Below are 20,769 nucleotides of genomic sequence, written 5' to 3' on the forward strand. Positions count from 1 at the left end.
TTGAAACCGACCCTATACGGCGGGGATGCCGAAGTTGCCGACACGTCTCTGCACGGCCCCGATCTCGCGCAGTCCGTCGTTGAGCAGGCTGCGGTTCAGCGGAGACAGCTCCGACATCGTGATGACGTCACCGGGACTGTGCCCGGCGCAGAGTTGCTCGACCTGGTGGGTCATCCGCAGCCGCTGCACCATCACGAAGACCTCACCGAGGGTCGACGCGTCCTTCTCGCTCAGCGCGCCGCAGGCCGCGGCCGCCTCCAGCCGCGCGGGCGTCGACGCCGACGCGACGTCGCCGACGAGCCCGCCCCACCGCGCGAGGTTCACGATGGGCGTCACGGCGTGGCTCTTGAGGTCGAAGGTGCCACCCCGACGGGACAGCACGTCGCGCAGCGACCGGGCCCGCACTCGCCCAGACAACGCGTCGAGTAGCTGAAGCCGCAACGCATTTGGGTGCTCGGCGCGCATCTGGTGGTACGCCGCCGGCACGGTGTGCAGCTCGTCGCGCCCCCACACCACGCGACCGTCGAGCAGCAGCGAGGACAGGATGAGGCCCTTTCCGGCCAGTGGGTCGTCCAGCCACCGATGGGCGGCCCGTGCCCAATCACCCTGAGAGCGACTGAAGTTGGGGCTGAAGGCGACGGCGCCGTTGCCGTCGACTGGCAACCCGCAGCCGTCGAGGATTGCATGGGTGCGGCGGGCGACGGCCCGCAGCTGGTCGGCCGAGGCGGACAGGTCCTCGCGCCACGACAACGCGCTGTCGACGTCCGAGGACGGCATGGCCTCGCGTCGCGCGATGCTGCCGAGGGTCAGCCAGGCGAAGCCCGACGTGGGGACGGGCACGTCCACGGCGGCCTCGGCGAGTGCGAGTTCCAGCGCCCGCCGCACCACGCTGTCGACCACGATGGACAGGATGCCGCTGGTCGCGGCCGCCTTGGTGCCACTGCGGAACAACGCACTGGCGGTGTGGGTGACGCGTTGCGCGGCGGACTGCAGTTCCTCGGCGGTCGCGGCCGAGCCGATGGAACGGCGCAGCGTGAAGCTCTGCCGGGCCGAGGCGGCCAGCAGATCGGCGTCCTCGAGCACGCCGATGACCACACCGCGCGCCGACGTGACCGGCATGTGGCGAAGCCCGCTCTCCAGCATCGCCATCAGCACGGTCTCTGCAGTCAGGTCGGCGGTGACCCGGCGGGCGGGTGCGCTCATCACCCGGGTGATGGGCACCTCCACCGACAGCCCCGCGGCGACGACGCGGGTGCGTAAGTCCCGGTCGGTGAAGATTCCGAACTCGCCGTCGGGCAACGAGATCAGGGCATAGGACACGTGATGTTCGGTCATGCGGACCACGGCCTCGCGTACCGAGACCTCCGGCGGGACGAGCAGGACCTCGCCGTGCACCAGCTCGCCGACCGGCCTGGTGTCGGCGACGGGCACCAGGGCGGGACGTCCCCCGGCATCGGTGCTCCACGCCGAGGACGCCAGGAACGCCAACCCCGCCGGGGTGGCGAACTGGGTGCGCACCAGCTCTCCGGGCAACCGGATCAACGTGCTGGGCTCCGAGGCCCGCGCGACGAACTCCATGCCGCCACCGGTGAGCAGGGGTGTGTACCCGAAGATGCCACCGGGTTCGACGACGTCGACCGCCGAGCCGTCGGCGGCCTGCAGGGTCACCCGGCCCGTGCGGACCATCCACACGTCGCCGGGCACCCGCGCGGAGTAGTCGGCGACCACCGCGCCGGCGGCGAAGTCGACCGTGGCGGACGCCGCCGCCAGCTCGGCCAGCTCGTCGGCGCTGGCCGACTGGAACGGCGTGTGCTCGCCGAGGAACTGGGTCAAGTCCCCCGGATCAGGTCCGCGCATTTCTCGGCCATGGTCATCACGGTGATGTTGGGGTTCACCGCAGGCAATTTCGGCATCGCCGACGCGTCGACGACGCGCAGTCGGGACACGCCCTTGACGCGCAGTTGCGGATCGAGCACGGCCATGGGGTCGTCCACCGCGCCCATCCTGGCGGTGGCCGCCGGGTGGTAGACGGTGTTGTGCGTCTGGTGCACGTAGTCCAGTAGCTCGTCGTCGGTGGTCGCCTCGGGCCCCGGGGCCAGCTCCCTGGCGATCCACTCCTTGAGCGGCGCCTGCTCGGCGATGGTGCGGGCCAGCCGCAGGCCCGTCAGCATGATCCGCTCGTCGTAGCCCTCGGGGTCGGTGAAGTAGCACGGGTCGACCCGCGGCCGGTCGCGGTAGTCCAGACTGCGCAACCGGACCGTGCCCCGCGAGCGCCCCTGAGTCACGTTGGGAGTCAGACAGAATCCGTTGTCCGTCGTCGGGTAGCCCCGTCGGAGCGTGTTCATGTCGAAGGGCACGCTGCCGTAGTGCATCATCAGATCGGGCTGGGTCACCCCCTCGTCGACTGAGGCGAACAGTCCGATCTCCCACCACTGCGACGAGGTGGTCACCATCGGCTTGGCGGCCTCCCAGAAGACCAGACCCTCGACGTGGTCGTCGAGGTTCGACCCGACACCCGGGGAGTCCACGCGCACGGGGACGCCAATCTCCCTGAGATGCTCGGCGGGACCGATTCCGGAGAGCATCAACAGCTTTGGCGTGTCGATCGAGCCGGCGGTGACGATGACCTCGCGGCGGGCGGTCACGGTGTCGTAGCCGGTGAGGTCGGGTCGCTGATAGCGCACGCCGGCGGCCGCATTGCCGTCGTCGAACAGGATCTCGGCGACCCAGCTGTCGGTGCGGACCTCGAGGTTCTTCCGGGAGTCCAGGATTGGGTGCAGATAGGCGTGCGACGTCGACATGCGGGTGCCGTCTTCGCCGACGTTGATCTGAAACCAGCCCGCTCCGTTGCGGACCGTCTCGCCGCGGTTGAACGCCACCGTCGGCAGCCCGGCCAGCGCCGCCGCCTCGAGCACGGCGGTGCCGCAGGGGTCGAGCGGCGGAACGTCGGCGAGCCGGACCGGTCCGTCGTGGCCGTGGTCACCGGGTGCGTCGTTGGTCTCCAAGCGCTTGACCAACGGCAGGACGTCCGCCGATCCCCAACCCGTGCAACCCATCTCGACCCACTCGTCGAGGCACTCCGCGGGCGGATGGAACGCGATGCACGAGTTGTGCGACGAGCAACCGCCGAGCACCTTCGCCCGAGCGTGCCGCATGAAGCTGTTGCCCTTGGCCTGCGGTTCCACCGGGTAGTCCCAGTCGTAACCGGAGTCGAGCAGATGCATCCACTTCGACAGCGGCAGGATGTCGTCGTTGCCGACGTCGGTGGGCCCCGCTTCGATCAAGCACACCGTCACGTTCGGATCCTCCGACAGCCGGGCGGCCAGAACGCAACCGGCCGTTCCCCCGCCGGCGATGACGTAGTCGAAGGTGCCCGCGTCGGCCATCAGGCCTGCCCGGAGACGAGGTCGTCGGGGTCGGCGTCCGACTTGGCCGCGACGGCGTGCGATTCGAGCGTGCCAATGTGGTGGCGGCCCTTGACCGCATACCAGAGCAGACCAGCGCCGAGGATCACGCCGATGTAGACGAACGCGCCCCAGGTGTTGTACCAGGGGTCGCCGTACACGGCGACGCGCGGCCACGCGAGGTTGAGCGCCATCCCGATGCCCCACACCACCGCGAGGATGTTGACCGGCATGCCCCACTTGCCCATCGTGAAGTAGCCACCCGCCTTGAGATCCGCTGGCGGCCACTGCCCTTGGAACCGCTTCTTGAGCATCGGGCCGGTGACCATCAGATAGGCCAGGTAGATCATGATGATTGCGATCGAGGTCAGCACGGTGAAGATCTTCGGCTGGCCGATGTTGATCACCAGGATGATCGCGGCGATCACGCCGATCATGACGGCCGGGATGATCGGCGTCTGAGTCTTGGGGTTGACCCGAGCGAGCTTCTCGCCGAACGGAAGTGCATTGTCACGCGCCATGGCGAAGGTGAGCCGGATGGCAGCGGTGTGGACCGCGAGCGTGCACACCGTGACCGCGATGACGATGCAGACCAGGAAGACCTTGCCCAGCGGGCCCCACATGACCTGCTCGACGATGTACTGCAGACCACCGCTGCTCTCGCCGATCTTCGGGTCGTCGAGATCCGGTGCCGACATCACGGCGAACACCAGGATCGCGCCGCCGATGACGAACGAGGCCAGGATCGCGCGAAGGATGGCCTTGGGTGCGGTGCGGCGCGGTTCGACGGTCTCCTCGCCAAGGGAGCTGGCGGTGTCGAAGCCGTACATCACGTAACCCGATGCGAGCGAGGCGATCAGGAACGCGCCGAGGTATCCACCTGGCAGCCCGGCGCCGTAACCGTTGGTCTCGAAGAACACCGAGGGACCGCGGGTGGTGCTGCAGGCCAGGATGATGGCGATCAGGACGGCCGCGATGAGTTCGATGAACACGCCCGCGCTGTTGATCAACGCCATCAGCTTGACGCCGAGGGAGTTCACGACGGTGGTGAAGACGATCAGGATGGTGCCGAGGACGACGGCGTTGGCGGCGAAGTCGTATTCGCCCGTGCCGTCGCCGATGATCTGGAATCCGCTCCAGAGGCGGGGCAGGTTGAGCTGGTAGGCCAGCACCACCGCGGAGATGGTGACGATCGACGCGGTCAACATCAGCCAGCCCGAGGACCACCCGACGATCTTGCTGCCCAACTTCTTCGACCAGTTGTAGACCGATCCGGCCACCGGGTACTTCGCGGCCAGCTCCATGAAGCACAGGGCGACGGCCATCTGGCCGACGAACACGAGGGGCCACGACCACAGGTAGGCCGGGCCTGCGCTGCTGAACCCGAAGTAGAAGAGCTGGAACGTGCCGGTGAGGATCGAGATGTAGCTGACCCCGGCGGCGAAGCTGGCGAACTTGCCGATGCTTCGGTCCAGGGATTCCTTGTAGCCAAAGTCGTCCAAGCCGCCGCTGTCGACGCTTGGAGCCTGCGGGTCAACTGCCATTGGGGAGCCTTTCGTCGCGAGCAATCCGCCTAGACCCGGTCATTCACCCTTGAACCAACCTGCGGGCTTTGGTGCGGTGTTGTGCCAAATGTGCTTGATCTCTTGATATTCCGCGAGCCCAGTAGGTCCGAGCTCTCGACCGTTGCCCGACTTGCCGAAGCCGCCCCACTCCGCTGCCGCGGTGTAGTACCCGAAGTCGTTCAACCACACCGTGCCGTGCCTCAACGCGCGCACCACACGTTCGCCTCGCGCCGGGTCGGACGTGCGCACGCCCGCCGCGAGACCGTATTCCGTGTCGTTGCCGAGGGCGATCGCCTCGGCTTCGGTGGTGAACCGTTCCACGGTCAGGATCGGTCCGAAGGTCTCCTCCCGCACGATGGCCATCGACCGGTCGCACTGGTCGAAGATCGTGGGCAGGTAGAAGCTGCCTGCCGTCAGCGCCGGGTCCGTCGGCCGGGCGCCGCCGGTGACGAGTTTGGCCCCCTCGGCGATCCCGGCGGCCACGTGGCCCTCGACCTTGGCGCGGTGCTGTTCGGACACCAACGGGCCGGTCTCGCTGGCGGGGTCCATGCCGTCGCCCATCCGGATCTTCTCGGCCCGGGTGACCAGGTCGGCCACGAAGTCGTCGGCGATCGACTCCTCGACGATCAGTCGGGTGCCCGCCGAGCAGACCTGCCCGGAGTGCAGGAAGACCCCGGTCAGCACCTGGTCGACGGCGGCCTCCCAGGCGTCTCCGGTGCCGATGTCGGCAAACACCAGGTGTGGGTTCTTGCCGCCGAGTTCGACGGCCACCTTGGTGACGTGGTCGGCGGCGACCTTGGCGATGGTGCGGCCCGTGGCGAGTCCACCCGTGAACGAGATGAAGTCGACGTCCCCGTTGTCGGTCAGCGCGGACCCGAGTGCCGCGCCGCTGCCCTGCACGAGGTTGACCACGCCGCCCGGTACGCCCGCCTCCTCCAGGAGGTGCACGAAGGCGATGGTGGTCAGCGGTGTCACCTCGCTGGGCTTGGCCACCATCGTGCAGCCCGCACCGAGCGCCGGGGCGATCTTCCACGACATCTGCAGCAGCGGGTAGTTCCAGGGCGCGATGAGCACGCACACCCCGATGGGTTCGCGGACGACGCGACTGATGACCGTCGGGTCGCCGACGTCGACGACACGGTCGGCCTCGACGCCGACGAGCGCGGCGTAGTACCGGAATACCGACGTCACGTCGTCGATGTCGATCCGGCTCTCCGCCAACGTCTTCCCGGTGTCCCGGGTCTCCAGCAGTGCCAGGTCCTCCCGGTCACGCTGCAGCAGGTCGGCAATCCGCGTCAGGAGTCCGGCCCGCTCGGCGACGGGGGTGGCCGGCCAGGTGCCGTCGTCGAACGCCGCCCGAGCGGCCGCGACGGCGTCTCGCGCGTCGGCGTCGGTGGCCTCGTCGACCACCGCGGCGACGCTGCCGTCGGCCGGGTTGACGATCTCACGGGTGCCGCCGTCGGAGGCGTGGCGCCACTGTCCACCGACGTAGAGGTCGGGCTCACCGTTCACATGTCACCTCGGGTCGTCGGCGCGGGGGTGCTCGCCGATTCGGGACACTACCCACTCGTGGAACTCCGCGATGTGGTGTTCGGAAGGAACGAGTACGCCACCGTTGCGGTACGCCCGCGACGACATCGCGGGCTGCGTGCGTTCGCACGCCGCGAAGTCCTGCTCGTTGACCCGGTGGAACAGTTCGACCGAGCGGGAGACGTCACGCCCCTCGGCCACCACGTCGGCGGTGTAGAGCCAGTCGCACTCGACGATCGTGCGGTCGGGAGCGAGCGGATACATCCGGTGGAAGATGATGTGATCGGGCACCAGATTGACGAACACCGTTGGCTTGATCGTGATGGCGTAGTAACGCCGATCCTGATCCTCGGTGACACCGGGCAGGGTCTCGAAGCCGGCACTGCCGTCGATGGTGAAACCCGATATGCCCGAGCCGAACTCGGCTCCGTGACCCACGTAGTACTGCGCCGCGAGGCCCTGCGCGAACTCCGGAAGGACCTCGGTGAGCTCGGGGTGGATCGTCGCGCAGTGGTAGCACTCCATGAAGTTCTCGACGATCAGCTTCCAGTTGGCCGCCACGTCGTAGACCACCCGGCGACCGACGCTCAAGCTCGCGACGTCGTAGTGGTCGACGGCCGTCGGGTCACCGAGTCGACGGGTCACCTCGCCGATCACGTCGTCGTCGAAGGACGGCGGGTCGTCGGCCAGGCACACCCACGCGTAGCCAAGCCACTCCCGCAGCGCGACCGCCACCAGGCCGTACTCGTACCGGTCGATGCCCTCGCCGGATGCGTCCTTCAGCGACGCCAGGTTGGGCGCGGCGATCAGCTTGCCGTCCAGCGCATAGGTCCAGGCGTGGTACGGGCACTGCAGGCTGCGCTTGACCTGCCCCTCGGGCTCGGTGCACAGCGCCGCACCGCGGTGACGGCAGACGTTCAGGAACGCGCGAAGCACCCCGTCCTTGCCGCGGACCACCAGCACGCTCTCGCGGCCAACCTGGACCTTCTTGAACTGGCCCGGGTTGGCCAGGTCACCGGATCGGGCGGCGCAGAACCAGAGCTTCTCGAAGATCTCGTCCTGCTCGGCCGCGAAGATGGTTGGGCTGGTGTAGAACTCACCGGGCAAGGTGGCCAGCAGTGCCGGCGAACCTTCGGTCGTGGTCATCGTCTTCCTCTGCTCATCGCGTCAGCGCCTAATCCGGGACATCTCGGGGTCCACCACCGGCTCGGCATGCACCGTCGCCCCATACCTGCTGCCGCGATAGTCGACGGCCACCACGTCACCCGGTGCGGTCGTCGCGGGAAGCCACGCATAGGCGATGCAGCGACCCACCGTCACCGAGTAAGCGGCACTGGTGACGTAACCTGCGCACTCCGGGCTGGCGCCCAGGAACACCGGCTCCTTGCCGAGCACCATGGCCGTCGGATCGTGAAGGACGATGCTGCGCAACGCCTTCGCCGGGGGCGCCGCCGCCTCCAGCGCGGCCTTGCCGACGAAGTCGTCCTTGGCCATCCGCACCGCGAAGTCCAGACCGGCCGCACCGGGGTGGTGCTCGGCCGTCATGTCGGTGCCCCAGGAGCGATAGGCCTTCTCGATGCGCAAACCGTTGAACGCGATCCGGCCCGCGGCGATGATGCCGTGGTCGGCCCCGGCAGCCTCCAGTAGGGCCCACAGTGCGGCCCCGTAGGCGGCGTCGGCGTAGATCTCCCAGCCCAATTCGCCGACGTAGGACACCCGCATCATGGTCACCGGGATGGCACCGAGGTGGGTGGTCAGCGCACGGAAGTACTTGAACCCCTCGTGGGACAGGTCGTCGTCGCAGAGGGGTTGCACGACGTCGCGCGCGGCGGGACCCCACAGGCCGACGCAGCAGGTACCGCCGGTGATGTCGCGGACCGTCACCGAACCGTCGTCGGGCAGGTGGCGGGTGATCCAGTCGAAGTCCGTCGGACCGTTGGCGCCGACCTGGAAGCGGTCGGCGGCCAGCCGGGCGACGGTGAGATCGCTTCGGATGCCGCCGGTCTCGTCGAGCATGAGCGTGTAGGTCACCGAGCCGACGCTCTTGTCGACGTTGTTGGTGGTGAGCCGCTGCAGCAGGTCCACCGCGCCGCGGCCGGCGACCTCGTAGCGGGTCAGCGGCGTCATGTCGTACATCGCGACGTGGTGGCGGGTCCAGTGGGCCTCGGCGATGGAGATCGGCGACCAGAACTGCGCCGACCACTCGTCGCGCTCGGGGAACGCCACACCCTCGTCGCGAAGGCGCAGGGCCAGATTGGCGTTGGCCTCGTACCAGGCGGGCCGTTCCCAGCCGCCGCCCTCGAAGAAGAACGCGCCGAGCTCGCGTTGGCGCGAGTAGAACGGGCTGGTCCGCAGTCCGCGCAGCGCCTCGCGGAATTGGTGCGGATGGATGATGTCGTAGACCTCGACGAACGCTTGCGAGCTGGTCGTCATGATGAACTCGTCGGTCGTGGCGACGTCCTCGAAGCGGTAGAGATCGCACTCGTGCACGTCGGTCGACGGCGTGCCGTCGACGATCCACTCCGCGGTGGCCTTGGCGACACCCGCCGAATGCGTCACCCAGACGGCCTCGGCGACCCAGAAGCCGCTGAGCTCGCGGTGCTCCCCCATGATGGAGAAGCCGTCGGGGGTGAACGAGAAGATCCCGTTGAAACCCTGTTCGACCTTCGAATCACCAAGGACGGGAAGCAGTTTGGTCGACTCCCGCCACGCCGGGGTGAAGTCCTCTTCGGTGAAGGGCATCATCGACGGCATCTGCTCGTCGGCGGTGTCGGCGTCCAGCGTGGACAAGTCTATGGGCATCGGGTCGTGTCCGTAGTAGCCGATGCCGATCCGGTCGACGTGCTCGCGGAAGTAGAGGTCCTGATCCTGGTGCCGCAGGATGGGCAGCCCGGCCTCGGCGGCGTCGGTGTTGCGCCCGACGAGCGGCTCGATGCGACCGGTCATCGCGTACTGGTGCGCCATGGGGACCAACGGCACGACGAGCCCGACCTGCTTGGCCAGCTGGGCCCCCCAGAATCCGGCGCAGCACACCACGACGTCGGCGGGGATGACGCCGTCGGCGGTGCGCACGCCGGTCACCTTGCGACCGTCGTCGACGATCCCGAGCACCTCGGTGTTGGGCCGGAACGTCGCGCCGCGAGCGGTCGCCGCGCTCGCCTGCGCTTCAACGGCCCGGACCGCCTTGACCAGGCCGTCGGTCGGCGTGTGGAACCCGCCGAGGATGCGGTCGGCGTCCAGCAGGGGGTGCATCTGCGCGCACTGCGCCGCGGTCAGCAGCTCGCCGGGGATGCCCCAGGACTGCGCCCACCCGGCCTTGCGGTGCAGGTCTTCCCAGCGCTGCGGGGTCGAGGCCACCTCGAGGCCACCGGTCGGATTGAAGGCCCACCCGCCCGGGTGTTCGAGGGCGCCGAACTTGGCGACGGTGTACTTCGCGAACTCCGACATGGTCTTCGACGGGTTGGTCTGGAACACCAGGCCCGGGGCGTGCGAGGTCGAGCCGCCGGTGGCGAACAGGGGACCTCGGTCGACGACGGTGACGTCGGTCCAACCGCGAGCGGTGAGTTCGTCGGCGAGTGAACCTCCGACGATTCCCGCACCGATGACGACGACCTTGGGGGCTGCCAAGACTTCCTCCGACTGTTGCACGGTGCGCAACGAAACTGCGATGCGCAACACATGATTCTCCGGTGGGCGTCACTCGTCAACAGGAGTGGAGCGGCGAGTCCGAAACGGGGAGTCGGGTCTAGCGGGCGTTGCGCAGCTTGCCCCGGCCGTCGTTCTGGTTGCGCTCGAACACCAGGCGCAGACCGTCGAGGGTGAGGTGCTGGTCGTACTGCGCCACGGTGTGCAAATCGGGCAGCAACAGCGGGGCGGTGTGCCCGGTGGCCACCACCGCGACGTCGTCACCGGCGAACCCGTCGACGTCGTGGCGGATGCGGTTGACCAGACCGTCGACCAGGCCCGCGAAGCCGAACACGGCGCCGGACTGCATGCACTCCACGGTGTTCTTGCCGATCACCGACCGGGGACGGGTCAGCTCGACGCGCCGCAGCGCCGCCGACCGGGCAGCCGCCGCATCCGAGGACACCTGGATGCCCGGCGCGATCGCCCCGCCGAGGAACTCGCCCTTGGCCGACACCACGTCCACGCAGATCGACGACCCGAAGTCGACCACGATCGCCGCGCGCGCGTACTTCTGGTAGGCGGCGAGGCAGTTGACGATGCGGTCGGCACCGACTTCCTTGGGGTTGTCGACCAACAGTGGCACGCCCGTTCGCACGCCCGGCTCGATCAGCACGTGCGGCACCGACGACCAGTACTGGTCGAGCATCACCCGGATCTCGTGAAGCACCGACGGCACCGTCGACAGGCCGGTCGCGCCCGTCAGCCGCTCGGCGTCGTCGCCGATCAGACCGTCGATCGTCAGCGCCAACTCGTCGGCCGTGACCTCGGCCTCCGTGCGAATTCGCCAGTGCTGCACGACCTTCGCGTGGTCGCCCGAGCCGGAGATCAGGCCGACGACGGTGTGGGTGTTGCGGACGTCGATCGCGAGCAACACGGTGCTAGTTCCTCCACGGCAGTTCGCGGTTCTGGCCCGACTCGACCCGCGGGTGCCCGTCGACCCCCGCCGACGCACCGACGTCGACCGCGATGTTGTCGAGCAGACGCGTGCGACCGAGCCGCGCCGCGACCAGCATGCGCGCAGCGCCCTCGGCCGGCGCCGGGCCCAGCCACGGATCCCTGAGCTCGAGGTAGTCGACCTGCAACGCGGGCACCTCGTCGAGCACGGCGCGTGCGGCGTCGAGCGCTCCCTCCGCGCCGCGTGAGGCGGCGTACATCCCGGCCAGCAGCGCCGCCGACAGCGCGCCTGCCTGCTCGCGCTCCACGTCGTCGAGGTAGCGGTTGCGCGAGGACATCGCCAAGCCGTCGGCCTCCCGCACGATGGGCACTCCGACGATCTTCACCCCGAGGTCGAAGTCGTCGGCCATCTGCCGGATCAGCACCAGCTGCTGATAGTCCTTCTCGCCGAAGAACGCCCGATCCGGCCGGACGATCTGCAGCAGCTTGAGCACCACGGTGAGCATCCCCGCGAAGTGCGTTGGCCGAGAGGCACCTTCGAGCTCGGCGCCCAGAGGCCCGGGGTGGACCGTCGTCCGCTGGCCATGGGGGTACACGTCGGCGACGCCGGGCGCGAAGACGATCTCGACGCCCTCGGCGCGCAGCAGCGCGACGTCGTCGTCGACGGTGCGCGGATACGCGTCGAGATCCTCGCCCGCTGCGAACTGCAGCGGGTTGACGAAGATCGACACGACGACGACCGCGCCGGGTACGCGCTTGGCCGTCCGCACCAGGGCGAGATGGCCCTCGTGCAGCGCCCCCATCGTGGGCACCAGCACGACGCGGCGGCCCGTGGTCCGCAGCGCGCGGGTCACCCCCGCGACGTCGTCGACCCTGGCGTAGACGTTGAGCTCACCGGCGGTGAACTTGGGCGGTCTCTTGGCGCTCACGGGCGACCTCCTTCGTTCGGCGGGCCGGCCAGGGCGGCGAACACGTCGGCCGGGGCGTGCGCGCGCTGGGCCGTCCGCCGCGAGTTCGACCGATATGCCTCGGCGAGTTCGGGATTCACGTCACGCAGGGCTTGCAGGTGGGCGGTGACCGTGGCGGCGTCACCGCGGGCCACCGGTCCGGTGAGCGCGGATTGACCGCGCTGCAGCGCGTTCTCCAGCGACGCGCGTGCCAGTGGCGCCAGCACCCGCTCGGCGATGCCACCGGGAGCGTCGCCAACCGCTTCCTGCCCGAGCAGTTCCTGGCCCCGCAGTGCCGCACGCAACGCCTCCACGGCGTCGAGCACCACGGTGATGACGTGATTGCCGCCGTGGGCCAGCGCCGCGTGATACAGCGCCCTGGCCTCCTCGGGCACGCCGAAGGGTTCGCCGCCGATCTCCAGGACCAGCGACTGGGCCACTGCGTAGCCGACCTCGTCGGCTGCGGTGATGCCGAAGCACGCCCCCGAGAGTCGCGCCAGGTCCTCGTCGGATCCGGTGAACGTCATCGCCGGGTGGATGGCCAGCGGGATGCACCCGAATTCGTTCAGGGGGGCCAGCACGCCGATGCCGTTGGCGCCGGAGGTGTGCACGACGATGGTGCCCGGTCGCACCGATCCGGTGGCCGCCAGCCCGGCGACCACCCCCGCCAGCTCGACGTCGGGGATGGCCAGGATCAGCAGTTCGGCCTGGGCGGCGACGTCCTGGACGGGCAGCACCTGAGTGTCGGGGAGCCGACGCTCGGCCCGCAGCCGCGACGCGCGGGAGATGGCACTGCAGGCGACGACGACGTGTTCGGCCCGTTCCAGGGCAACGCCGAGGGCGGTTCCCACCCGGCCGGCGGAGATGACGCCCACCGTGAGCCGGGCCGGACGCAGTCCGTCGGGCTGCACCATCGCAGACGACCTCACAGGCTAGTGGTTGTGAGCGTCGAGACTAACTCACTCCTCGCGGCGCCTGCGACGGCCGCCTCCGGTGCTGTTGGCCTGTAAACGGGCCATCAACTCCGATACCGGCTGACCGCCGATGTGCTGACCGACGGGTTCCTCGGCGTCGTCGTTGCCACGGTGCCGGGGCGCCGGCGCGTCCGGAGCCTCGGGCGGTGGCGGGGCCGCCGGGGCCAACGTCGGTGGGGTGCGCCGATTCTGGTCGGCATCCTCCGCCGCGGCGGCGTGGCGGGCGCGGCGGGCCGACTCCGCAGCCGTCTCGACCGTGTAGTGCCGCCCGGGCCTGGGCGCTTCGGTCGGGGGCGGCGTCATCATCGGAGGGGGCGGCGGCGTCTGCGCGGGCGGGGGTGTCTGCGGGGGCGGGGGTGTCTGCGCGGGCGGCGGCGGTGTCACCGTCTCGGGCGGCTGGGACACGGTGACGTCGTCACCGGTCACCGGTGAGGCCCAGTTGCTGCCCGGCACGCCCGCGGGGATGAACTGCCCCTGTGCGGGAGCGGGACGCCAGCCCGCGTTGGCGGGCTCGCGCGGTGGTGGCGGTGGCGGTTCGACGGGCATCCAGGGCAATCGCGTCTCGGGCTGGGGCTCGTCGGCCGGCGGTGGCGGGCGCCAGCCGGCGTCGGCGCGGCGCTGCTCGGAGGCCCGTCGGTGAGCGCCGCCGGCGTCGGGCGGGGCCCACTCGTCGCCGTCGGGCTGCGGCTCCGCGGGCACGTCGATGATGGGGCTTTCCTCGGTGTTGGGGTCGCTGTCGTAGGACGCACCGACGTCGGCGGGCTGGTCGTCCTCCTCGGTGTCGATGCGGCTGCTGATGACGCGGCCGGGGCCGAACCCACGGTCGTCGCGGTCCGGCGTCGCCGGCGGCGCGGCGTCCCAGTCCCCAAACCGGTGCACGGTGGTGCGTTCGTTCTCCAGCGCCGGCCGGCTTTGCAGGTCGGTGTCGAAGATGATCTCGAGATTCGCGCGCAGCGCCGCGAGTTCGGCGCGCAGGCTGGCCACCTCGTCGGAGGTATGCGCCTGCAACTCCGAGGCCAGTTCCCGACGCAACTGGGCCTCGACGGACAGCTCGTATTCGCGCCGAGCCGAGATCTCCCGGTCGAGTTGGAGGTCGTAGACCAGTTTCAGGTCGCGGGACTTGGCCTGGTCGAGGTCGGCCTGGCGCCGATAGATGAACGACACGAACGCGCCGACCACCGCGGCCCACAGCGCGACGATCACGGCAAGCTTGAGCAGGGCGACCTTGTCGGTGAACACCAGCGCCGAACTCGACACGATGGCGAGCACCAGCAAAGCCGTCAGCAGCAACGAGCCCGGCCGGCGGTTTCCGCGTCGCGCGCGGACCCCACGAGTCGGTTCGGTCATGGGGCGACTGTACCTGCGACGGACCTCATCGCGTACCGACCGCTCCGGCGATTCTCCTGGTCAGATGCTCACGCGAGCTAACCTGGCACACCGTCGGCGTCCTCGGACGGCTCATCCGGTGACTTGCAGCAATGCTCCAGCCAGAGGGCCGCGACCACCAGTGCCAGCGCACTGACGGCGGCCACCACCGCACCCGTGGAACCTTCGGCGGCGACTCGCAGGACGCTGCGCTTGGGAAGGAAGAGGGCGCTGACGCCCAACCACCATCCCAGGGCGAGCGCCCCCACCCAGGCCGAGGCCTTCGCGATCATCACCCCGCGCGCCACGGCCAACGGGTGCAACCGACCCGGACCCACGCCGATCTTGCCGTCGCCGATCTTGCCCCGGACGTAGAACGCCCAGCCCGCGACCGCGGCGGCCAGCACCAGCAACGACACCCCGGTCAGCACGGTGATCGGCGGGAAGGACCCGAACGTCCGCGACGTCACCACGTACCCGAGCAGCGTCAGGACCACGACCGCGATCGTCAGGTCCCGTTTACGGGTGGGGCCCATCAGCGCACCAGGGCGTCGGCGACCGGCCGGACACCGTCGCGCTCGGCGGGATCCAGGTCGGAGAGCCATTCGCCCACCGGCCGCACCGTCCCGCTCACGGTCAGCGTCGCCGCGGGGTCGGCGGCCAGCCACGGGGTCAGGACGAAGGCCCGGCGATGGGCGTAGGGATGCGGCAGGGTCAGCTCCTCGTCGGCGCTGGTCACCTCGCGGCCGCCGTCGTCGTGATGGCAGGTGATCAGGTCGACGTCGAGCGTCCGAGGACCCCAGTGCACCTCGCGCGTGCGGTCGGCGGCCCGCTCCAACTCCTGCCCGCGGTGGAGCCACGCACGACAATCCAGCGCGGGATCGGACGCGATGAGGACGGCGTTGAGGAACGGCCCCTGCTCGACGCCGCCCCACGCGTCGGTCTCGTACACCGGCGACACGGCGCGCACGGCAGGACCGAGACCGTCGACCACCGATTGCAGACGGGCGAGCCGGTCACCGACGTTGGAGCCGACGGACAGGACGACGCGGGTCACGGCGCCGAACCGGCCCGACCAGCCCGTCGTGACCGCCGCGCGACGACCGCCACGTCGGAGAAGGTCAGCGGGATGGGTGCGTCGGGTTTGTGCACCACGACTTCGACGGCGTGTAGGCGTTCGTCGGCCATCACCGCGTCGGCGATCTCCGCGGCCACCGTCTCGATCAGATTGCGGGGCGGCCCGGCGACGACGTCGGCGGCCAATTGGGCCAGCGCGCCGTAGTCGAGGGTGTCGGCAAGGTCGTCGCTCGCCGCGGCGGCGGCGAGGTCGACCCACACGGTGAGGTCCACGACGAAGTCCTGCCCGTCGCGACGCTCATGGTCGAACACACCGTGGTGACCGCGAACGGTCAAGCCGCGCAACTCGATTCGGTCAGCCACGACCCGATTCACCCTCCCAGGTGGGGGCCGTCTCCCAGGCCTCGACGACCTTGAGCGCGTCGACCGTCGCGCCCACGTCGTGCACGCGAACGCCCCACGCGCCGTGCATCATCGCCAACGCCGAGATCACCGCGGTCGCGGTCTCCCTACCGGCGGGCGGGCGCAGTTCGCCGTCGTCGTCGGCGAGCAGGGCGCCGAGGAAGCGCTTCCTGGACGCGCCGACGAGCACGGGCAGGCCGACGTCGACGAATTCCGGCAGAGCCGCCAACAACGTCCAGTTGTGCTCGGCGGACTTGGCGAAGCCCAGCCCGGGATCGATCACCAGCTTGCCCGGTTCCACGCCGGCGGCGATCGCGGCGTCGACGGCCGCCATCAACTCCCCGCGCACCTCGGCGACCACGTCGCCGTAGGGCGGGACGTCGTGCGGGCGGGCCGGATCCACTGCGCGCCAATGCATCAGGATCCAGGGCACCCCGGCCTCGGCGACCAGCGGGGCCATGTCGGGATCGGCCCGGCCGCCGGAGACGTCGTTGACGATCGAGGCGCCGTTCTCCAGCGCCGCTCGGGCCACGGCCGCGTGCATGGTGTCGATGCTGACGGTGACACCCTGGTCGCTGAGCGCGGCGACGACCGGGACGACCCTGGCAGTCTCGACGTCGGGATCGACCCGCGTGGCTCCCGGTCGGGTGGACTCTCCGCCGACGTCGACGATGGCCGCGCCCGCGGCGGCCAGCGCCAGCCCATGCTCGACGGCGCGGTCACGGTCGAGGTAGCGACCGCCGTCGGAGAAGGAGTCGTCGGTGACGTTGACGACGCCCATCACCTTTACCCGTGTGGCCGTCACTTGCGAAGGATGAGATCCAGCGCCTCGGACCGCAGCGCGCCGTCCGTCTTGAACTGCCCGCGCACCGCCGAGGTGGTGGTCGAGGCACCTGGCTTGCGGATGCCTCGCATCGCCATGCATAGGTGCTCGGCCTCGATCACGACGATGACGCCGCGGGGGTCGAGCTTGCGCATCAGCGCGTCGGCGACCTGGCCGGTCAGTCGCTCCTGAACCTGGGGACGCTTGGCGTACAGGTCGACGACCCTGGCGAGCTTGGACAAGCCCGTCACCCGACCGTCGACGCCTGGGATGTAGCCGACGTGCGCGACGCCGTGGAAGGACACCAGGTGGTGTTCGCAGGTCGAGTACATCGGGATGTCCTTGACCAGCACCAGCTCGTCGTGCTGCTCGTCGAACGTGGTGTTCAGCACGGCATCCGGGTCGGAGTAGAGACCGCCGAACATCTCCCGGTAGGCACGTGCGACGCGCGCCGGCGTGTCGACCAGGCCGTGCCGGGTGGGATCCTCCCCGACCGCGTAGAGCAACTCCCGGACGGCATTCTCGGCGCGTTCCTGGTCGAACGTCGCCGGGACGAAGGCAGCCGGCGTGGACGTGACAGCGGTCATGGACGCTCCGTTTCGGGTCAGCTCGCCGAGGGCTTCGCGGGGCCGCCGTCGGTGTCGTCGGCGTCGCCCTGCTGATGCGGCGCCGGGCCGCCACCGCGTGGCGCGGGCGCCCCTGGCGGGGGATACGGCTGGTAGGGAGGATAGGGCTGCGGATACGGCTGCTGGTAGCCACCCTGATTCGGCGGCGGTCCCCAGGCAGGCGGCGGAGGTGGCGGCGGGTACTGGCCAGGTCCCTGCGGCGGCCATCCCGGTGCATGCCAGTTGGCGGGCGCACCGTAGTTGGGCTGCGTCGAACCGCCGTTCTGGCCGGGACCCGACGAACCGTTCTGGCCTCCGTTTTGGCCGGCGTGCGATCCGTTCCCGTTGTTGCCGTTCCCGTTGTTGCCGTTCCCGTTGTTGCCGTTCTGGGCGTTCCCGTTCTGGGCGTCGGCCGCGCGGCTGGCCGCGGCAATCGCCGCCTTGAAGGCAGGCTCCTTCATCGGCGGCGGCCACGGTTCGCCGCGTTCGATGGCCAGCTCGCCCGGGGTCTTGATCGGAGGCTTCTCCGACGGCACGCGGCCACCGAAGTCGTCGAACATGGTCAAGCGGGGCCGCTTCTTCACGTCGGCGAAGATGGCGCTCAGCTCGGCGCGGTGCAGCGTCTCCTTCTCCAGGAGTTCACCGGCCAGCACGTCGAGGACGTCGCGGTACTCGGTCAGGATCTCCCACGCCTCGGTGTGCGCGGCCTCGATCAGCTTGCGCACCTCGTCGTCGATGATCTGGGCCACTTCGTGGCTGTAGTCGGCCTGTGTGCCCATCGACCGACCAAGGAACGGGTCGCCGTGTTCACTGCCGTAGCGCACGGCGCCGAGCTTGGAGCTCATGCCGTATTCGGTGACCATCGCGCGGGCGATCTTGGTGGCCTGCTCGATGTCCGACGAGGCGCCGGTGGTGGGCTCGCGGAAGATCAGCTCCTCGGCGGCGCGGCCGCCCATCGCGAACACCAGGCGGGCGATCATCTCCGAACGAGTCATCAGACCCTTGTCGTCCTCGGGCACGGCGACGGCGTGGCCGCCGGTGCGGCCGCGGGCCAGGATCGTGACCTTGTAGATCGGCTCGATGTCGGGCATCGCCCAGGCCGCCAGCGTGTGACCACCCTCGTGATAGGCGGTGATCTTCTTCTCGTGCTCACTGATGATGCGGCCCTTGCGGCGCGGACCGCCGACGACGCGGTCGACCGCTTCCTCCAGCGCGGCGGCGGCGATGACGGTGCCGTTCTCGCGTGCGGTCAGCAGGGCGGCCTCGTTGATGACGTTGGCCAGGTCGGCGCCGGACATGCCGACCGTGCGCTTGGCCAGCCCGTCGAGATCGGCGTCCTCGGCGATCGGCTTGCCCTGCGAGTGCACCCGCAGCACCGCGCGTCGGCCCGCGATGTCGGGATTGGACACCGGGATCTGCCGATCGAAGCGGCCGGGCCGCAGCAGGGCCGGGTCCAGGATGTCGGGACGGTTGGTCGCGGCGATGAGGATGACGCCCTGGCGCTCGCCGAAACCGTCCATCTCGACCAGCAACTGGTTGAGCGTCTGCTCGCGTTCGTCGTGACCGCCGCCGAGGCCGGCGCCACGCTGACGACCGACGGCGTCGATCTCGTCGACGAAGATGATGCACGGGCTGTTCTGCTTGGCCTGCTCGAACATGTCGCGAACGCGCGAGGCACCGACGCCGACGAACATCTCGACGAAGTCCGAACCGGAGATCGTGAAGAACGGCACCCCGGCCTCACCGGCGACCGCGCGGGCCAGCAGCGTCTTGCCGGTTCCCGGCGGACCGTAGAGCAGTACGCCCTTGGGGATCTTGGCGCCAAGCGCCTGATACCGCGTGGGATTCTGCAGGAAGTCCTTGATCTCGTAGAGCTCCTCGACGGCCTCGTCGACGCCTGCGACGTCGGCGAAGGTGGTCTTGGGCAGATCCTTGCTGAGCTGCTTGGCCTTGGACTTGCCAAAGCCGAAGCCCATCCGGCCGCCGCCACCCTGCATGCGGGAGAACATCACGAACAGGCCCACGAGAAGCAGCAGGGGCAGCAGATAGATGAGCAGTGAGCCGAGGATGCTGCCCTGGTTGACCATCGTGTTGGTCTTGACGTTCTTGGCCGTCAGCGCGTTGAACAGGTCCACCCCGTACCCCGTGGGGTACTTCGTGATGATCTTGTCCTTGCCCTCGGTGTCGCCGTTGCCGCTCTTCAGATCGAGGCGAACCTGCTGTTCGCGGTCGTCGATCTGCGCAGAATTGACGTTGTCGCCGTTGATTTGGCTGACCGCCACCGAGGTGTCGACCGGCGTGTAACCACGGGTGTCGTCACTGAAGTAGTAGAAGGACCAACCCAGCAGCAGGACGACCGCTATGACGGTCAGGGTGCGGATGACGTTCTTACGGTTCATTCGATGTCTTAGGTCAGCGGACTCGTGGGCTGAGTCGCGCGGGCCGCGTCCTTCCGATAAGCACAGGTTGGGTTCGTTCAGGCTACCGCTTGACCAACGATCGAAGGTTCCCGACGTCTCGTGCTTGGCTCAACCGATGTTCTCCACGACTCGACGCCTCGTACGGACCAACGGCGCGACGTTGCAGGTGGCTGAGGCAGGTGACCGCGGAGCGCCCGTCGTCGTGCTGGCGCACGGGTTCCCCGAGCTGGCCTTCTCGTGGCGTCACCAAATCCCGGCGCTGGCCGCGGCGGGATACCACGTGCTGGCCCCCGATCAACGCGGCTACGGCGGATCGTCGGCGCCGTCGGAAGTCTCCGACTACGACGTCGTCGAGCTGACCGGCGACGTCGTGGGGTTGCTCGACGACGTCGGCGCCGAGACGGCGGTCGTCGTCGGACACGACTGGGGGTCGGTGGTGGCGACCAATCTTCCCCTGCTGCACCCGGATCGGGTCTCGGCGTGCGTGACGCTCAGCGTGCCGCCGGCCCCCCGGCCCCAGGTCCCCCCGACGCAGGCCTGGCGCGCCGCGTTCGGCGAGAACTTCTTCTACATCCTGTACTTCCAGGAGCCGGGGCCAGCCGACGTCGAACTCGCCGCCGACCCGGCCCGCACCATGCGCAGGTTGATGGGTGGCATGACGTCGCGCGGCACGGAGAACGTCTTCGTCACGATGGCCACGCCCGGTCCGGCGGGTTTCATCGAACGCCTGCCCGAACCCGACGGCCTGCCGGACTGGATCACGCCCGCCGAGTTCGACCACTACGTCGCCGAGTTCACCAGGACGGGATTCAGCGGAGCGCTGAACTGGTACCGCAACTTCGATCGAAATTGGGAGCTGACCGCCTCGACTCCGTCCCCCACGATCGCCGTGCCGACGCTGTTCGTCGGCGGTACCGCGGACCCCGCGCTCGCGATGACACCGCGCGATCGCGTGGGCGAGGTGGTGTCGGGACCATACCGCGAGGTAATGGTCGACGGGGCAGGTCATTGGCTGCAGCAGGAACGTCCTGACGAGGTCAACGCCGCGCTGCTGGAGTTCCTGGCAACCGTCTGAG

Annotated in this window: 17 protein-coding genes; 1 reads left to right on the top strand and 16 read right to left on the bottom strand. The window is 69.4% G+C overall.

The genetic code is table 11. From position 1 onward, the window contains the following. Window positions 1–12 precede the first annotated feature (12 nt). From H7K45_RS17220 to ftsH, 16 genes are all read right to left on the bottom strand, one after another. Complete coding sequence (locus H7K45_RS17220; protein WP_263997106.1) at window positions 13–1,857, bottom strand: putative nucleotidyltransferase substrate binding domain-containing protein; 1,845 nt, start codon at window positions 1,855–1,857, stop codon at window positions 13–15. Further along, window positions 1,830–3,386, bottom strand: coding sequence for a GMC family oxidoreductase (locus H7K45_RS17225; RefSeq protein WP_263997107.1), 1,557 nt, complete (start codon window positions 3,384–3,386; stop codon window positions 1,830–1,832). Before H7K45_RS17225 ends, H7K45_RS17220 begins: the two co-directional genes overlap by 28 nt. After that, a complete protein-coding gene (locus tag H7K45_RS17230) occupies window positions 3,386–4,948 on the bottom strand; it encodes an APC family permease (RefSeq protein WP_263997109.1) in 1,563 nt (520 codons plus the stop codon). The genes H7K45_RS17225 and H7K45_RS17230 overlap by 1 nt, the downstream gene beginning before the upstream one ends. Window positions 4,949–4,987: 39 nt before the next feature. Then, complete coding sequence (locus H7K45_RS17235) at window positions 4,988–6,481, bottom strand: aldehyde dehydrogenase family protein (protein WP_263997110.1); 1,494 nt, start codon at window positions 6,479–6,481, stop codon at window positions 4,988–4,990. Between the two features lie 3 nt (window positions 6,482–6,484). Then, window positions 6,485–7,645, bottom strand: a complete 1,161-nt coding sequence (locus tag H7K45_RS17240) for an aromatic ring-hydroxylating oxygenase subunit alpha (RefSeq protein WP_263997111.1) — start codon at window positions 7,643–7,645, stop codon at window positions 6,485–6,487. 21 nt (window positions 7,646–7,666) lie between these two features. Continuing rightward, window positions 7,667–10,126 (bottom strand): GcvT family protein, encoded by a 2,460-nt coding sequence (locus H7K45_RS17245; protein ID WP_263997524.1) that lies wholly within the window; start codon window positions 10,124–10,126, stop codon window positions 7,667–7,669. Between the two features lie 118 nt (window positions 10,127–10,244). Next, window positions 10,245–11,060, bottom strand: coding sequence for a type III pantothenate kinase (locus H7K45_RS17250; protein WP_263997112.1), 816 nt, complete (start codon window positions 11,058–11,060; stop codon window positions 10,245–10,247). A 4-nt stretch (window positions 11,061–11,064) separates the two neighbouring features. Then, window positions 11,065–12,009, bottom strand: coding sequence for a pantoate--beta-alanine ligase (panC, locus tag H7K45_RS17255; protein WP_263997114.1), 945 nt, complete (start codon window positions 12,007–12,009; stop codon window positions 11,065–11,067). Beyond that, on the bottom strand, window positions 12,006–12,941 hold the full coding sequence (locus tag H7K45_RS17260) for a Rossmann-like and DUF2520 domain-containing protein (RefSeq protein WP_263997116.1): 936 nt from the start codon (window positions 12,939–12,941) through the stop codon (window positions 12,006–12,008). The genes panC and H7K45_RS17260 overlap by 4 nt, the downstream gene beginning before the upstream one ends. A gap of 45 nt (window positions 12,942–12,986) precedes the next feature. Then, the gene (locus H7K45_RS17265) at window positions 12,987–14,348 is read right to left on the bottom strand and encodes a DUF6779 domain-containing protein (RefSeq protein WP_263997117.1); all 1,362 of its coding nucleotides are present in this window, start codon (window positions 14,346–14,348) and stop codon (window positions 12,987–12,989) included. A 77-nt stretch (window positions 14,349–14,425) separates the two neighbouring features. After that, on the bottom strand, window positions 14,426–14,902 hold the full coding sequence (locus H7K45_RS17270; protein WP_263997118.1) for a DUF3180 domain-containing protein: 477 nt from the start codon (window positions 14,900–14,902) through the stop codon (window positions 14,426–14,428). Beyond that, window positions 14,902–15,423: a 2-amino-4-hydroxy-6-hydroxymethyldihydropteridine diphosphokinase gene (gene folK / locus H7K45_RS17275; protein ID WP_263997119.1), complete on the bottom strand. Its 522-nt coding sequence runs from the start codon at window positions 15,421–15,423 to the stop codon at window positions 14,902–14,904. Before folK ends, H7K45_RS17270 begins: the two co-directional genes overlap by 1 nt. Further along, a complete protein-coding gene (gene folB / locus H7K45_RS17280) occupies window positions 15,420–15,806 on the bottom strand; it encodes a dihydroneopterin aldolase (protein ID WP_263997120.1) in 387 nt (128 codons plus the stop codon). Before folB ends, folK begins: the two co-directional genes overlap by 4 nt. Next, window positions 15,799–16,626, bottom strand: coding sequence for a dihydropteroate synthase (gene folP, locus H7K45_RS17285; RefSeq protein WP_276070230.1), 828 nt, complete (start codon window positions 16,624–16,626; stop codon window positions 15,799–15,801). Before folP ends, folB begins: the two co-directional genes overlap by 8 nt. Before the next feature lie 20 nt (window positions 16,627–16,646). Continuing rightward, a complete protein-coding gene (gene folE / locus H7K45_RS17290; protein WP_263997122.1) occupies window positions 16,647–17,255 on the bottom strand; it encodes a GTP cyclohydrolase I FolE in 609 nt (202 codons plus the stop codon). A 17-nt stretch (window positions 17,256–17,272) separates the two neighbouring features. Then, window positions 17,273–19,672, bottom strand: a complete 2,400-nt coding sequence (gene ftsH / locus H7K45_RS17295) for an ATP-dependent zinc metalloprotease FtsH (RefSeq protein WP_263997123.1) — start codon at window positions 19,670–19,672, stop codon at window positions 17,273–17,275. Between the two features lie 136 nt (window positions 19,673–19,808). Between ftsH and H7K45_RS17300 the strand changes: the two genes are divergently transcribed. Next, on the top strand, window positions 19,809–20,768 hold the full coding sequence (locus H7K45_RS17300; RefSeq protein WP_263997124.1) for an alpha/beta fold hydrolase: 960 nt from the start codon (window positions 19,809–19,811) through the stop codon (window positions 20,766–20,768). Window position 20,769 lies beyond the last annotated feature (1 nt).

This window comes from Mycobacterium yunnanensis, from assembly GCF_025823185.1.
GTDB classification, from domain to species: domain Bacteria; phylum Actinomycetota; class Actinomycetes; order Mycobacteriales; family Mycobacteriaceae; genus Mycobacterium; species Mycobacterium yunnanensis.

Excerpts from the sequence above, each read along its gene's own strand:
- H7K45_RS17220 (WP_263997106.1), bottom strand. The coding sequence starts at position 1,857 with ATGCGCGGACCTGATCCGGGGGACTTGACCCAGTTCCTCGGCGAGCAC.
- H7K45_RS17225 (WP_263997107.1), bottom strand. The coding sequence starts at position 3,386 with ATGGCCGACGCGGGCACCTTCGACTACGTCATCGCCGGCGGGGGAACG.
- H7K45_RS17230 (WP_263997109.1), bottom strand. The coding sequence starts at position 4,948 with ATGGCAGTTGACCCGCAGGCTCCAAGCGTCGACAGCGGCGGCTTGGAC.
- H7K45_RS17240 (WP_263997111.1), bottom strand. The coding sequence starts at position 7,645 with ATGACCACGACCGAAGGTTCGCCGGCACTGCTGGCCACCTTGCCCGGT.
- H7K45_RS17260 (WP_263997116.1), bottom strand. The coding sequence starts at position 12,941 with ATGGTGCAGCCCGACGGACTGCGTCCGGCCCGGCTCACGGTGGGCGTC.
- H7K45_RS17265 (WP_263997117.1), bottom strand. The coding sequence starts at position 14,348 with ATGACCGAACCGACTCGTGGGGTCCGCGCGCGACGCGGAAACCGCCGG.
- H7K45_RS17270 (WP_263997118.1), bottom strand. The coding sequence starts at position 14,902 with ATGGGCCCCACCCGTAAACGGGACCTGACGATCGCGGTCGTGGTCCTG.
- folP (WP_276070230.1), bottom strand. The coding sequence starts at position 16,626 with ATGGGCGTCGTCAACGTCACCGACGACTCCTTCTCCGACGGCGGTCGC.
- folE (WP_263997122.1), bottom strand. The coding sequence starts at position 17,255 with ATGACCGCTGTCACGTCCACGCCGGCTGCCTTCGTCCCGGCGACGTTC.
- ftsH (WP_263997123.1), bottom strand. The coding sequence starts at position 19,672 with ATGAACCGTAAGAACGTCATCCGCACCCTGACCGTCATAGCGGTCGTC.
- H7K45_RS17300 (WP_263997124.1), top strand. The coding sequence starts at position 19,809 with ATGTTCTCCACGACTCGACGCCTCGTACGGACCAACGGCGCGACGTTG.